We start from the raw sequence: 13,245 nt of genomic DNA, 5'->3' as shown, positions 1-13,245 counted from the left end.
GTACTTGACATAACGGAGCAGAAACTGTTCACAGAAGAGCTTAGTCGTTTGGTAACAGAAAGAACTTATGAACTCCAACGCTCAAACGATGACCTCAGGCAATTCGCACACGTTGCCAGTCATGATCTGAAAGAACCGGTCCGAAAAATTAAAACCTTTAATAACAGGCTTATTGATGAATTTGACGCAATTCTGCCTGAAAAAGCAAAAAGCTATCTGAAGAAAATAGATGCATCATCGGATCGAATGTTTTCAATGATCGAGGGAGTATTGGCATATTCCCTACTTGGGAATGGTACAAAAACACTTGCCCATATAAACCTCAACGAAGTAATAGACGAAATTGAATCTGTACTGGAAGTATTGATTCTTTCTAAGAATGCAGTGATAAAGAAATCTATATTGCCAACTATACAGGGTAACCCCACTTTAGTTTTTCAGCTTTTCTATAACCTTTTGTTGAATTCCTTAAAGTTTGCAAAAAAGACCGATCCGTCACGTATATATATCACATCTGAAATGGTAATAAATGACGAGGGCAATTTTGTGAAAATTTCTCTTGCAGACAATGGTATTGGATTTAGTGAAGAATTTGAACAAACTATTTTCAAAACATTTTCGAGGTTAAACGCGCTAGATGAATATGAGGGTACAGGGCTGGGTTTAGCATTGTGTAAAAAAATAGTGGAAAGTCATGGTGGATTGATCTGGGCTAAAGGTGAGCTGAATAACGGTGCAGTATTCACTGTTCTTTTTCCGCTTCTATAATCATTCATAATCCTTCATTGCCCTACGTTGAAAAAAAGCATCCTTTATGGCACACAGAATTTTATTAATTGATGACGATTCGGATGATCGGGAAATGTTCTGTGAAGCAATTGGTGAACTATCGCCGGATGTAATTTGTTATTTCGCAACCGATGGTTACAAAGCTTTTTCTAAACTGCAAACTGGTGAATTTGAGTTGCCGGATTTGATATTTTTAGATATTAATATGCCGTTAATAAGCGGATGGGACTGCCTCCAAAAATTTAAAGAACATCCAGGTTACAGGCAAATCCCTGTCATTATGTACTCAACCTCGTCAAACTACTTTGATATTGAGAAAGCCAACAATTTAGGAGCTCTGCTTTTTTTTACAAAACCTTCGAATTTTAAGGTGCTGACGAGAAATCTATCTGTGGTAATACGGCATCTTTCTGATAATACATTATCCAGCCTGGTAGCTGATTCTTTGTATTTAGAGTAGTTTCGGGAAATCCAGGTTTTAGTATGCCAGGGTCGACGGGGCGATGCGCTTTAACCCTTAACCGCAGGGCAAAAGTTTATTTGATCAATTGATATGATGTCCGGGGCATGCTAAGTTTCACTGCGCTGATTCTGTATGTGTATGTAAAATCTCTGCTGCGATGAGCTGCAATGCCGGCAATATCCTGGCTAAGATACAAACCGTAGCTTATCCTTTCAATGGTGTTCGTGGCATGCGTGGCATCACCATTTAGCATGGTTCGAATGCTGGCGATTTCAACCTGCCCCGATTTATTTGTCTTTGGATAATCCCTTTAATTTTTTCCTCGTTTCGGGATACTCCCTGATAGAAAGGGCTTTGTTATAATTGTCAGCTGCTTTTTCCTTATCACCTTTTGCCACATAAAAATCTCCCATAGAATCGAATACATTAAAACTGGTCGGATAGTTTGACACATTCAACTTGAATAGATACTCCGCCTCCGGCATCTTCCCGGCCGACAAAGCGAGGTACCCAAATTGATTGATCGTGGACTCAGGTATGGGGTATTTGAATCCAAAATGGCTGGAAACCTGCTCGTAATGCTTTTCAAGTTTCGAAATGGTTTGTCTGGAGAAGTTGTCATACTCATTTGGGTCAAGCTTGAACTCATAAAAACCAAAAATAAAACGCAGGGCGTCATAGGTGGCAATCAGCGGCACAGAGCTATGGGTGTCATTCGGATAATACTTATGATCATAATTAAGACCGTTGCTTTTATTACTTTGCAACAAGGCGTTTAAAGAGAGAATTGATCTGATATGGCCTGTTTCGAAGGTTGTATCCTTACCAACGGACGCAGTGTCCATTTTTGCGGTCATAGTGTTGGCGATTCCTAAAAAGAGCGATTTACCGCTTTGTTTTTCAATCGATAGTTTTGATTTGGCCTGATTCAACAAGTTCCCATTGTCCCACCACATACTCGGATCGATCGCTATATAAGAATTGAATAACTTATTATGATTTATTAAAGCATTCATCACCGTCAATCCCCCCAGTGAGTGGCCTACGAAGGTGCGGTATGGGAGCGTAGGATATGCTGAATCGATATATGGAATCAGCTCTGTTTCCAGGAATGAAATAAACTTTTCCCCGCCGCCGGAAGTCTTATAGGAGTTACTGTCTTTCAACATAGGATCAGCGTCAATGTGGGTTGGTGTGAGGTCCCGCATCCGGTCCGTATTGGTAATTCCAACGACTATCATTTCCGGACAAAGTGTGTTCCCATTGACTGAGCTTAATTGCTGAATCATCCCTACTACGGAGTAAAAATGGGCATCTCCATCCAATAGATAAACTACTGGGTATCTGGCTTTGGCATAGATATCCTGTTGCCCGCTGTTCGGCACATAAATCCAGATCTTTCTGTCTTCATTTAAAGTTTTTGACCGGATGTTGTCAATCGTTCCAAGTTCAATGTTGGATTCGGATTTATTATCGGCGGTACAACTGCTTAACACAGATAATAAAAGGAAGAAAAGTAAATTTCTCATAATCAATGGTTACAGCGTTTATAGATCCTTTAAGCTGGCTTGTAAAAAATGGATGTGATCGCCCTGATGAACTAAGCTTTAGGGTGTCGCTATTAAGGTAACAAAAAATAAGGGCTTTGGCTTATTCGGATACAAATGTCAATTTTTCTTGGTGTCCTATCGTTAGATACATGCAAAAGACGTCAATCAGATCAGATATACGACCAACTACTTATTACTCCTTCAACCATTAAAAGCGGCAAATTAATTTGCGTACACTATTGTTCCATAATTTTTATTTCATGCAGTTAAATACAAGGCCTTATCTCGTTATCCTCTGCTCTGTTCTGTTCCTGTTTCTGTTATTTGCCTGCCTCCGCAGTCTGTTTTTTGAAAAGCAGCTCACTGCATGGACTACTAAAAATGAAGCGGTAATGAAATGTATCGTATTCAGCCTCTTCCTGATTTTCTCTGCGGCAGCTGTGCCCGTGATATTAAAGTCGTTCGTAAAAATGCAAATAAGGATTGGAAACGGTGAGCAACCTATGATAAAATTTTATAGCCTGCATATGATGAAAGTTGTGTATGCAATATGGGTATTGATTAGTTTAAGCCTGGCAATCGCATTACCGGCCATGATAAAAGACGGATTTCTATCCAACACGAAATAAACACTAATGAAACTTATCCTCCTTGCTGGCGTGATGCTTATCATAATAAGTGCATGCATAATGGCGTTTAAAAAACCAGGTTCAAGACTGAATGAACCAACCATGGACATCGGGGCTGTAAAACATTCAACAGACCTGCATGAATACGCAGGCATTTTGTACCCGGTGAAGCGAAATGGCAAATGGGGTTATATGAATAATAAACTGGAGTTCATAATAACGGCAAAATTCGCCAATGCCGGTGATTTTAACGAAGGTCTTGCTGCGGTTTCCAACTTAGTGGATGAAGGTACAGGCAGTCTGAAAGAGTATTATGGATTTATCGACTCAACTGGTAAACTCGTTGTGGAGTTCAGGTATGACCGCGTATTAGACTTTTCGGAAGGATTCGCAGTTGTGGTTGAACATGGGAAATATGGTTATATCAATAAAGATGGCGTTGAATTGATTAAACCCCAATATGAAGATGCGGCTTCATTCTCAGAGGGGCTGGCAGCTGTAAAAATTAATGATAAGAACGGGTTCATAAATACAGATGGCAGGATGGTTATCGGACCCAGGTATGCACGTGCGTGTTGGGTATCGGCTTTTTCAGAAGGACTGGCACCGGTATATTTTGAGGATGACGCTGCCGGATATATCGATCGCGAGGGCAAGCTAATCATACCTGCTGACTACTTATATGTAAGCGCATTCTCAGAAGGACTTGCCCTGGTGCAGCCAAAGGGAAAAACGAAATATGGATACATCAATAAAAAAGGAGAGATAGTTATCGAACCCATATACGAATTAAGCCTTCCGTTTTCCGAAGGTGTAGCTTCAGTCAAACTCAGCCGCCCGGATGGAAGCACTTTTTTCAGGGTTTTGAATAAAGACGGAAGGACGATTGCGGATAATCTCAACTATAGCTTCACGGGTATATTCAGAGAGGGATTAGCAGGTGTTGAAACGAATGATTACCGTTGGGGATTTATCGATAAATACGGAACTGAGGTAATTCCTCCAAAGTATGCAAGTGTTCGTTTGTTCAGGAATGGACTTTCTATGATACAGACCGGAAGCCTGTTCACTACCTTAAACACCGGGTATATTGATAAGGCAGGAAATGTGGTGGTAGCTCCAGAGAAGTAATCATAGCGTGCGTCCCGCGGATGAGTCCTAACTAAGATATTATCAAATTTACAAAATATGAGTGCACCTGTTCAACGTCTCCGGATAGGGGAGGGAAAAATAAGCGGTTATTCTTCGATCTTTTTGGGACTGCTTTCTTTAATAGGCGTGATTTGCTTTAAGTACCCTGAATGGTTGACAACACCCCAGTTCAGAGAAGTGTACACCGGTGAATCGATGAAGATTGTATTAACGGCAACGATAATAGCTTCTTTCCTGTTTGCCCTGGTGAGTTTTATGCTCAGTAAGCAAAAGAAATGAGCCATGACGGGATTGTTATTGTGTGTCGCGGCTATTGTTTTCGGAGGTTTAGAGGCCTCCCCAATATCATCATTGGCATCATTGTGAAGACCCCAGGTACTATGGCAAAAATTTCGCGACGATATTTCCTTTTATCGACAAAATATTTGGTACTTATTATTTACCGGGAAATACCTGGCCTGAAGGGACGGGGCTTCGTGAAACAAATTTTCCAAGGGGTTACATGAATCAACTGGTTTATCCTTTTTCGAAGAGTCCTTTTGATAACGAACTCGAGATGGAAAAGAAAACCACCAGGTAGGTTTACAGGTATCTGATCACGTTCAGACATTGGATGGCTTCCGGCCTACAAATCTTATTACCGAACCTTTACCGATATGATAACTTCCTTCATCGAGGAGAATTTCTGTTTCTTCCAACACTGATATCTCATAATTCTCAAAATCGGCTTTGATCTCCTCCACGGAAAATAACATATTAATATCTTTTGGACCACCAACTTTTGGATTAACACTGTTTAGTTGCAAATGTTGTTTGCTGAATGCCTCGAAGATTATTATTCCACCGGGTTTCAGATAGTTGGTCAGTTCGCGGTGAATAGTAGATTTCTTTTCGGCTGCAAAATGGGCGTAAATTAAACCGATAGCATCAAATGATTCCTTTTCGAAACTTAATTCTCCGAGATCTCCTACATAGTAGTCAATAGATACATCATTCTTTTTTGCCAGTTCCAATGCTTTCCACTTCCCGGTTTCGCTCAGGTCGAATGATGTTACACTCCATCCGAGTTTTGCAGCAAATACACCGTTTCGGCCCTCTCCGTCGGCTGGCATTAGGATTGAACCTGGTTTATATTGCTGAAGCCACTCTTCAAAAAACCGGTTTGGCGCCTCGCCATAAGCATGCCCTTCTTCCTTGTATCGCTTATCCCAACTGTTTTTATATTGCTCGTCCCATGACTGCGCCATATTTGTAAGTGTTTTTAGTATTGTGAGATTGATGATGTTAATTTGGGTTTGTGTATATACTATATGAAGTATAGTTATTTATTTATAATTTGGGGTTTATCCAGGCCTGGCCTGTTGTAAATTCAGAATTTCCTGATATGAAAATACCAATATTTGTTCTTGCCTTATCTTTTATCTCAATACATGCATCGGCCCAGAATTACGATGAATCGAAAGTTCCTTCCTATCAATTGCCTGACCCTTTCCTCAGCCTGGAGAATAAAAAAATAACAACGGTCGATCAGTGGGAAAACCTCAGGAGAAAAGAGATCCTTTACTTATTTAGTAAAAATGTTTATGGCCAGATGCCAAAAACGTATGACAGTATAAACTTTGTATTGGTCAATGCAGACTATACTGCTATGTCCGGGCGGGCACATATGAAACAAGTGAGGATTGAAGTATGGAAAAAAGGAGAAATGCTTCCTGTGAACGTTGTTTTATTTCTTCCCGCCGGAGCGCGCAAGGCGGTACCCGCATTTCTGCTGATCAATAATCGTGGCATGGATAATATTGATGTCACACGCAAAAAAAAATCTGAATTCTGGCCTGCGGAAATGGTGATTGACAGCGGTTATGCTATTGCCGCTTTTCATGTAAATGATGCAGCACCGGACAATGCCGAGCATTACCAGGAAGGTGTTTTGCAGCTTTATCCAGAGCAGATCAAGGCTGCTGATGGCATGAAGGCCGTTGGGGCATGGGCCTGGGCAGCGAGCCGGGTAATGGATTATCTGCTTACGTTAAATCAAATAGATCCAAAACGAATTGCAGTTGTCGGTCACTCAAGGGGAGGGAAAGCTTCACTCTGGGCCGGTGCACAGGATCAGCGGTTTGCATACGTGTTTTCCAATTGTTCGGGCAACACCGGCGCGGCACTTTCCAGAAGAATGTTTGGTGAAACAGTCAAGCGGATAAATACCACCTTCCCTTACTGGTTCAATGACAACTATAAAAAATTCAATGACAGCGTCAATCTGTTACCGGTTGATCAGCACATGCTGATTAGCCTGATAGCCCCTCGACCTGTTTATGTCACCAACGCCAGCAAAGATCTGTGGGCAGATCCAACAGGGACCTTTCTTGCACTAAAAGAAGCAGAGAAGGTTTATTCACTGTATAAAATGAAGTCTGGTCTCGGTGCCACCATACCACCGCCTGAATCACCCGTAATCCAGTCCTCACTGGGATATCATCTGCGAACAGGCGAGCATGACCTTAACCTGTACGACTGGACCCAGTTTGTGAGGTTTGTCAAATACCACGCAAAATAGCGCCGTTGCCCTTATTGCCTGCATCCTTTAACGGAAAAACACTGTTCGTTTATGAACAAAAATACATACGGGCTTAAATCGTAGAATTTCCGAATACATCCGTGTCTTACAATTATGGCAAAACAATTGGCTGGGAATTTCTCGAGGGCAGGGATTTTTCTCTTGAATTCAAAATGGACTCACTCGGACTGATCATAAACGAATCCGCTGCGAACCTGATGGGGATCCGCAACCAGGCAGAAGGAAAAACAGTAACGTGGGATGGACAGCCTTTCCAGGTTGTGGGTGTAGTTAGAGATGTTATTCTTGAATCCCCGTATGCGGCAGTGCGACCATCTGTGTACCGGTTGAACAAAGGCTCGGGAGGGGTGATGATTATTAAACTTAACCCTGAAGCAAAAATCCAGGCTGCCCTCAGCAGTTTGGAAAAAGTTTTTAAAAAACATTATCCCGACTTCGATTTCAATCCCGCCTTCGTTAATGAAGAATATAACCGGAAGTTTGGTAATGAAGAAAGGATTGGTAAGCTGGCAGGTTTTTTTGCGGGACTTGCTATTTTTATCAGCTGCCTCGGTTTATTTGGAATGGCTTCGTTTGTGGCTCAACAGAGAAGCAAAGAAATAGGAGTGAGAAAAGTGTTGGGCGCTTCTGTTTTTAGTTTGTGGCAGTTACTTTCAAAAGATTTCATCGGACTTGTTTTCTTATCGTTGCTCCTGGCAATTCCCATCTCATACTACTACATGAATGGATGGCTCCAGAATTATTCTTATCATCCAAAATTTTCTGCATGGATTTTAGTCGTTGCAGGCATTGCAGCTGTTTTTATCAGTCTCGTCACTGTGAGTTACCAGCCTATCAAGGCGGCACTTATTAACCCGGTCAAGAGCCTGAAGGCTGAATAGAAAAAAAATAAATTTGTAACCTCGTAATCTCTACAATTTTCAGCTTTTTTAATGATCTTTACTTCTGATTGACTCCATATGCCCGGCATATTGATTGATAAAGGTTTCTGATTTGCGGCATATTAACACGCTACCTGAGCTATCACGTTTTTTAGTGCCAGTGGCGACAGCTTTCCCATTTACATATTAACCGCCAAAATTTGAGAGTATGAAGTTTGACAAAATTCATAATAAAGGCCAGGCACGGTTATTCCGTCATCCCGCACTTGAGTTTTTTACGAAGAGCCACCCACTGATCATCTGGGGTATGTATATCCCCATCATTTCCTGCATATTTTATTTTGGACAGCGTTCTTCTGACATATCACCCCTGATAATTGCATTTTCATTTTTTGCAGGAATGTTTTTCTGGACTTTTTTTGAGTACGTTATGCACCGGTTTGTTTTTCACTATATGGCTGAAAACGAAACCGCGGTAAAGATTGTTTATGTTATTCATGGTAACCATCATGAATATCCCAGGGACAAGGAGCGGTTATTTATGCCACCTTTACCAAGCCTTATTCTGGCAACAGCCCTTTTTAGCCTTTTCTATGTGATCTCAAGCTTTATGGGACTATCTCAGCATGTATTTTTCTTCTTTCCCGGTTTCGTTCTTGGATACCTGTTATATGGTTCTATGCATTACGCTATACATGCCTGGAAGCCTCCATTTAAGTGGATGAAGTCCCTATGGAGAAACCATCATCTCCATCATTATAAAAATGAAGAGTATGGATTTGGGGTGAGTACAACCTTATGGGATCGTGTGTTTGGAACAATGTTCAACAGGGAAGATAATGTCCCTGCGCAGCCAGAAAAATTCACGGTAAGGCAGGAACACCGCCGTCAGACGGTAGATAATTAATGCTCCAATTCTGAGCTAAAGTTCCAAAACGGATAGAAAAAATCTAATACGTGATTTTCCTGTCTCTTGCAATAACCCTCCAGGACGAGGAAATCACCCCGTCTTCCACTACGAAGACAGATTCATACAATGCTACCGTTGGACAGATATGGGTTGGTATCCCATACCACGCTTCTCCTATCTGGTGGGTAGCACTGTCTTTTACTTCCACAACCATATGCTCCTCGCTTTGCGACAGTACCTTTACAGCCGGTTGGTCCGGGAAAAAGACCCTTGGAAGCGGACCCTCGGCGGCTATGGATTTATGGCCGAGATCAAGACAGATCCTGGTGGCATCAATTTTAGAAATAACGCGTGTCAGAAGCATCGCTCCAATATCAAATGTCATGTCAGGTAACATTGTTCTATAACCGTGGTCCCAGAAAACAAAAGTACCCGGGCTGGTTTCGATGTTGGGTTGTTTGGCATAATACGGAAAACAGGGTGTGCCACCTAATACGATCGCAGGGGAATGACCATACTCTCTACTGATCTGCCCCTGCAGTGCAGTAATGTTTTCAAAAACCTGCTGAGCCTGTCCATAACGTGCACCGGTATCCGTATCATGGATGTGACCGTCATAAGCATGCAGACCAACAGGAACGCTATAGTGATTTTCCAGGCAATACCCGAACAATAACGCTGCGTTTTCCGGACTTGTTCCCGACCTGTTCATTCCAACATTCACATCTATCCAGCTGCTGAGATTTTTGCCTGCCAGTAAATCGCTGAGTTTTTGAGCAGACTCCTGATTATCGACAAGATATCCAAAGGTGATTTCAGGGTTAACTGCGGCTATGGATGCCAGTCTCCTTGCTTTCACAACTGTGGGCTGGTAAGCAAGCACGATATCCTTCGCCCCGGACATGGTAAGCATTTCCAACTCTGCTATTGTTGCGCATTTGAATTTGGTCACCCCTGCATCCAGCAGCATGCGGGTTACCTCCACCATTTTATGCGTTTTCACATGCGGTCTCAACCATTCGGGTCCACCAGCCATGCGAACAGCAGTGGCTATATTTTTTCTGATTATATCCGGATACACGAGCAGGGCGGGAGAGTCTGCCTTATCAGCATTTGTAATCCTGTAATCCTTCTTCAAGATGAAATTTTATGATCTAAATATATGGAAGATCCGGGATTTGTTCTCGGTACAAAACAGCAAAACGCTTATTTTTGAAACTCTGCCAATTATTATCTCATCACTAAAAAAACAATCCATTGCGGTTTCCACCAGCAGTATTCTTGCTTTTACTTACAAGTCTCAGCGCTAACGCCCAGGATACCACGCGACCATCACCCGGAATCAAAGATAAATTCGAGGTGATCCAGGTTGAGGACTCAGTTTATCCCACGCGAAGAATGTATCGTCTTAATGCGCCTTATCTTGTCAGTTACTGGACTGACCTGAAACATGTTGTCACCCGGCCGGCACACTGGAAAGGCAAGGACTGGAGAAACTTTTCCATATTTCTTGGCGTCACCGCAGTAACAATGGCTGCTGACTGGGAGATACGGAAGTTTGTACTCTCCAATCAGACGCAGGTAGTAGGTGAGACGGCCAGTGTGGTAGAGCCCTTTGGAAATTTATATGGAGTTTATCTTTTCCCGGTTATGTATGTGGCCGGATTGGCAACTAATGAAAAGCGTATGCAGAGCGTAGCACTTGGCGGAGTCAAGTCCCTGGCTATTTCAACGTTAATTTATGCCGGCACCAAGCTTATCATAAGACGTGGCAGACCTGATGCGGTCGAATCAAGTTTTACTTATGGGGCACCATTCACACACAAATCATATACCTCCAGTCCATCCGGTCATAGTAATACCATTTTCACGGTGGCAACTGCCCTGGCGCTCGAATACCGCGAAACCAAATGGGTACCTATCGTTGCCTATACTATAGCAACCCTGACGGCAATGTCAAGAGTATATCAGAACCGGCATTGGACAAGTGACATCGTATTAGGTTCGGCCCTGGGACATTTTGTTACAAAAGCCGTCTGGAAAAACAACAACAAAAAGCAGGCTCCCAAACAGCTATGGTAGATCATCGCCAATTTTTCAACAGGGACATCAGTTGGTTGTCATTCAACGAGAGAGTGCTGGGCGAAGCCGCAAGGCATACTGTGCCTCTTATGGAAAGATTTCGGTTCCTCGCAATATATTCTTCGAACCTCGATGAATTCTATCGTGTCAGGATACCAACCTACAGCAGGAAAAAGGCGGCCCCTGAGGATGTTCAGATGCTTGAGCAGATCAGGGAAACAATCAACAGGCACCAACAGATGTATGGAGACCTGATACGTATGCAGCTCATCCCGGCTTTGCTTAACGAAGGGCTGATATTTTTGTACGATACCATCCTGCCTGACGAATTGCATGCCCACCTGGAAGATTATTTCCTGAAGCAGGTAGCCGGCTATATCGAGATTGTCAGTTTACAACCAAACGTTGATTTTTTTCCACTAAATAACCAGCTGTACAAAGCCATATTAACAAGGAAGCATGATCAGCTTCATGCGTGGATCATCAATATCCCTTCCAATCATCTGCCAAGGTTCCAGCGGTTTATTATCAACAACCACAATTACATTTTACTTCTTGATGATATCATAGACCATTCGCTCAGGTTTATTTTCAAAGATGCGGAGATCGTTGGCGGTTATAATGTAAAACTGACAAGGGACGCCTCACTAAAATTGATTGAGAACCTTGAGGAAGATGCTGCAGACGTTATTGAAAAGGAAATATCCAGAAGGGACCGGGGTAAAGCAACGAGATTTCTTTATGATCCTGCTATGCCCAGGCTGCTGGTGGATCTGCTACGTCAGAGCTTTGACCTCCGTAAATCTGCGCTTGTTGCTGGTGGCCGGTATCATAACCTGAAGGATTTTGGCAGTATCCCTCTGAACGAAAAGACATTTGAATATCCTGCCCGGATCCCGTTCGCGAATATCCCGGCTGACTTTAAAGACGGCCTGTTTAACATCATTGCCAGGAAAGACATATTGGTTCATACTCCGTACCATTCCTATGATTCAATAGTCCGGTTTTTTAATGAAGCTGCGCTCGATGATGATGTCGATCAGATTTTTATTACACTGTACCGGATTGCCAGTGAATCACGGATCGGACATGCGCTGATCAGTGCCGCCAAAAACGGGAAAGAAGTGTATGTTATTGTTGAATTGAAGGCCCGCTTTGATGAAGCCAATAATATCAGGTGGGCCAAATCCATGAAGGCGGCCGGGATAAAAATCGTATACAGTGAGAATGAACTTAAGGTTCACGCGAAAGTGGCGCTGATCAGGCGCAAAGCGAATATGCCAATGGTTGGGCTGATGGCCACCGGGAACTTCAATGAAAATACCGCACGGGTATACACGGATCATACGCTGCTAACTGCAAACCAGCCGATGTTAGCTGAAATGTACAAGCTGTTCCAGATCCTTATTCATGAAAGAAAGATAAAAAACATAGCTGGAATAACATTCGAATTGCTCCTGGTCGCCCGTTTCAACCTGTACGCGCAGTTCATATCAATGATCAACACGGAGATCAAAAATGCGGGTGAAGGATTGCCTGCGGGGATAATCATCAAGCTGAACAACCTGGAGGAAGAATCGCTGATCCTTAAACTATATGAGGCCTCGAATTCCGGAGTCAAAATTCAATTGCTCGTGCGCGGCATTTGCCGCCTTGTTCCCGGAGTGAAGGGTCAGAGTGAAAACATCACGGTACACCGGATCATTGACAGGTACCTGGAACACGGACGTGTTTTTATTTTTGAAAACGCTGGTGCGTCAGCTGTTTATCTGGGCTCAGCGGACTGGATGAACCGAAATATTTTTCACCGGATAGAAGTGTGTTTCCCGATACTTGATCCTGACTTGAAATCGGAGATCATAAGAATAATTAACCTGCAACTGATGGATAATGTCCAGGCAGTAATGATAGATGAAGAATTAAGAAATGTACCGGTTAACCCTGAACGCCCGCCGATCCGCTCGCAAACGGAGATCAACGATTATTTATATTCAACAACAAACCAAGGTCTTAATTACTGATCGCAAGATCTTAATTGCTGACCAGAAGCTTGATTATTTAGCATGCGGTCTCAATTGGTGATCGCATGATCTTAATTACTGTCCACAGGATTTTAGCAACACATCAGTTGAGATTAGTTACTCAACAGTACTATGTGATTGTAAAGCTTCCAGGGCGTATAGTCAACTTTCCTACCAATTCATACCC

General features: G+C 42.7%; 13 protein-coding genes. 10 read left to right on the top strand and 3 right to left on the bottom strand.

Translation table 11 applies throughout. The features are described 5' to 3' along the window. Positions 1 to 768 (top strand): sensor histidine kinase (locus ACX0G7_RS26650; RefSeq protein ID WP_458926597.1); only part of this gene is annotated, 768 nt, incomplete at its 5' end. A 46-nt stretch (positions 769 to 814) separates the two neighbouring features. Beyond that, the gene (locus ACX0G7_RS26645) at positions 815 to 1,249 is read left to right on the top strand and encodes a response regulator (protein ID WP_458926596.1); all 435 of its coding nucleotides are present in this window, start codon (positions 815 to 817) and stop codon (positions 1,247 to 1,249) included. Between the two features lie 290 nt (positions 1,250 to 1,539). Here ACX0G7_RS26645 and ACX0G7_RS26640 read toward each other — a convergent pair whose 3' ends face one another. Next, positions 1,540 to 2,781, bottom strand: a complete 1,242-nt coding sequence (locus ACX0G7_RS26640; RefSeq protein WP_458926595.1) for an alpha/beta hydrolase-fold protein — start codon at positions 2,779 to 2,781, stop codon at positions 1,540 to 1,542. A gap of 281 nt (positions 2,782 to 3,062) precedes the next feature. Here ACX0G7_RS26640 and ACX0G7_RS26635 point away from each other — a divergent pair, with 281 nt between their 5' ends. From ACX0G7_RS26635 to ACX0G7_RS26625, 3 genes are read left to right on the top strand one after another with little or no spacing between them, the layout of a single operon-like run. Further along, positions 3,063 to 3,431 (top strand): hypothetical protein, encoded by a 369-nt coding sequence (locus ACX0G7_RS26635; RefSeq protein WP_458926594.1) that lies wholly within the window; start codon positions 3,063 to 3,065, stop codon positions 3,429 to 3,431. Positions 3,432 to 3,437: 6 nt separating this feature from the next. Continuing rightward, positions 3,438 to 4,562, top strand: coding sequence for a WG repeat-containing protein (locus ACX0G7_RS26630; RefSeq protein WP_458926593.1), 1,125 nt, complete (start codon positions 3,438 to 3,440; stop codon positions 4,560 to 4,562). Positions 4,563 to 4,619: 57 nt separating this feature from the next. Beyond that, entirely contained in the window at positions 4,620 to 4,862 is a 243-nt protein-coding gene (locus tag ACX0G7_RS26625) for a hypothetical protein (RefSeq protein ID WP_458926592.1), read from the top strand. 323 nt (positions 4,863 to 5,185) lie between these two features. Here ACX0G7_RS26625 and ACX0G7_RS26620 read toward each other — a convergent pair whose 3' ends face one another. Then, the gene (locus ACX0G7_RS26620) at positions 5,186 to 5,830 is read right to left on the bottom strand and encodes a class I SAM-dependent methyltransferase (RefSeq protein ID WP_458926591.1); all 645 of its coding nucleotides are present in this window, start codon (positions 5,828 to 5,830) and stop codon (positions 5,186 to 5,188) included. Between the two features lie 137 nt (positions 5,831 to 5,967). Here ACX0G7_RS26620 and ACX0G7_RS26615 point away from each other — a divergent pair, with 137 nt between their 5' ends. The 3 genes from ACX0G7_RS26615 (at position 5,968) to ACX0G7_RS26605 (ending at position 8,952) form a co-directional block, all read left to right on the top strand. Then, positions 5,968 to 7,143: a glucuronyl esterase domain-containing protein gene (locus ACX0G7_RS26615; RefSeq protein ID WP_458926590.1), complete on the top strand. Its 1,176-nt coding sequence runs from the start codon at positions 5,968 to 5,970 to the stop codon at positions 7,141 to 7,143. A gap of 101 nt (positions 7,144 to 7,244) precedes the next feature. Continuing rightward, positions 7,245 to 8,045 carry an ABC transporter permease gene (locus ACX0G7_RS26610; protein ID WP_458926589.1) on the top strand — a complete coding sequence of 267 codons (801 nt, stop codon included), beginning with the start codon at positions 7,245 to 7,247 and terminating at the stop codon, positions 8,043 to 8,045. 208 nt (positions 8,046 to 8,253) lie between these two features. After that, positions 8,254 to 8,952 (top strand): sterol desaturase family protein, encoded by a 699-nt coding sequence (locus ACX0G7_RS26605; RefSeq protein ID WP_458926588.1) that lies wholly within the window; start codon positions 8,254 to 8,256, stop codon positions 8,950 to 8,952. A gap of 43 nt (positions 8,953 to 8,995) precedes the next feature. Here ACX0G7_RS26605 and ACX0G7_RS26600 read toward each other — a convergent pair whose 3' ends face one another. Then, positions 8,996 to 10,093 carry a D-TA family PLP-dependent enzyme gene (locus tag ACX0G7_RS26600; protein ID WP_458926587.1) on the bottom strand — a complete coding sequence of 366 codons (1,098 nt, stop codon included), beginning with the start codon at positions 10,091 to 10,093 and terminating at the stop codon, positions 8,996 to 8,998. A 119-nt stretch (positions 10,094 to 10,212) separates the two neighbouring features. On the opposite strand from ACX0G7_RS26600, the gene ACX0G7_RS26595 reads away from it, so the two are divergent. Together ACX0G7_RS26595 and ppk1 are read left to right on the top strand one after the other, a co-directional pair. Then, complete coding sequence (locus tag ACX0G7_RS26595) at positions 10,213 to 11,037, top strand: phosphatase PAP2 family protein (RefSeq protein ID WP_458926586.1); 825 nt, start codon at positions 10,213 to 10,215, stop codon at positions 11,035 to 11,037. Beyond that, a complete protein-coding gene (gene ppk1 / locus ACX0G7_RS26590; protein ID WP_458926585.1) occupies positions 11,031 to 13,058 on the top strand; it encodes a polyphosphate kinase 1 in 2,028 nt (675 codons plus the stop codon). Before ACX0G7_RS26595 ends, ppk1 begins: the two co-directional genes overlap by 7 nt. The last annotated feature ends 187 nt before the right edge of the window (positions 13,059 to 13,245 follow it).

This window comes from Flavitalea antarctica (assembly GCF_054461535.1).
Note: the sequence above shows the minus strand (reverse complement) of the source record. Positions and strands in the feature narration are given on the sequence as shown.

Excerpts from the sequence above, each read along its gene's own strand:
- ACX0G7_RS26605 (WP_458926588.1), top strand. The coding sequence starts at position 8,254 with ATGAAGTTTGACAAAATTCATAATAAAGGCCAGGCACGGTTATTCCGT.
- ACX0G7_RS26620 (WP_458926591.1), bottom strand. The coding sequence starts at position 5,830 with ATGGCGCAGTCATGGGACGAGCAATATAAAAACAGTTGGGATAAGCGA.
- ppk1 (WP_458926585.1), top strand. The coding sequence starts at position 11,031 with ATGGTAGATCATCGCCAATTTTTCAACAGGGACATCAGTTGGTTGTCA.
- ACX0G7_RS26640 (WP_458926595.1), bottom strand. The coding sequence starts at position 2,781 with ATGAGAAATTTACTTTTCTTCCTTTTATTATCTGTGTTAAGCAGTTGT.
- ACX0G7_RS26615 (WP_458926590.1), top strand. The coding sequence starts at position 5,968 with ATGAAAATACCAATATTTGTTCTTGCCTTATCTTTTATCTCAATACAT.
- ACX0G7_RS26630 (WP_458926593.1), top strand. The coding sequence starts at position 3,438 with ATGAAACTTATCCTCCTTGCTGGCGTGATGCTTATCATAATAAGTGCA.
- ACX0G7_RS26635 (WP_458926594.1), top strand. The coding sequence starts at position 3,063 with ATGCAGTTAAATACAAGGCCTTATCTCGTTATCCTCTGCTCTGTTCTG.
- ACX0G7_RS26645 (WP_458926596.1), top strand. The coding sequence starts at position 815 with ATGGCACACAGAATTTTATTAATTGATGACGATTCGGATGATCGGGAA.
- ACX0G7_RS26625 (WP_458926592.1), top strand. The coding sequence starts at position 4,620 with ATGAGTGCACCTGTTCAACGTCTCCGGATAGGGGAGGGAAAAATAAGC.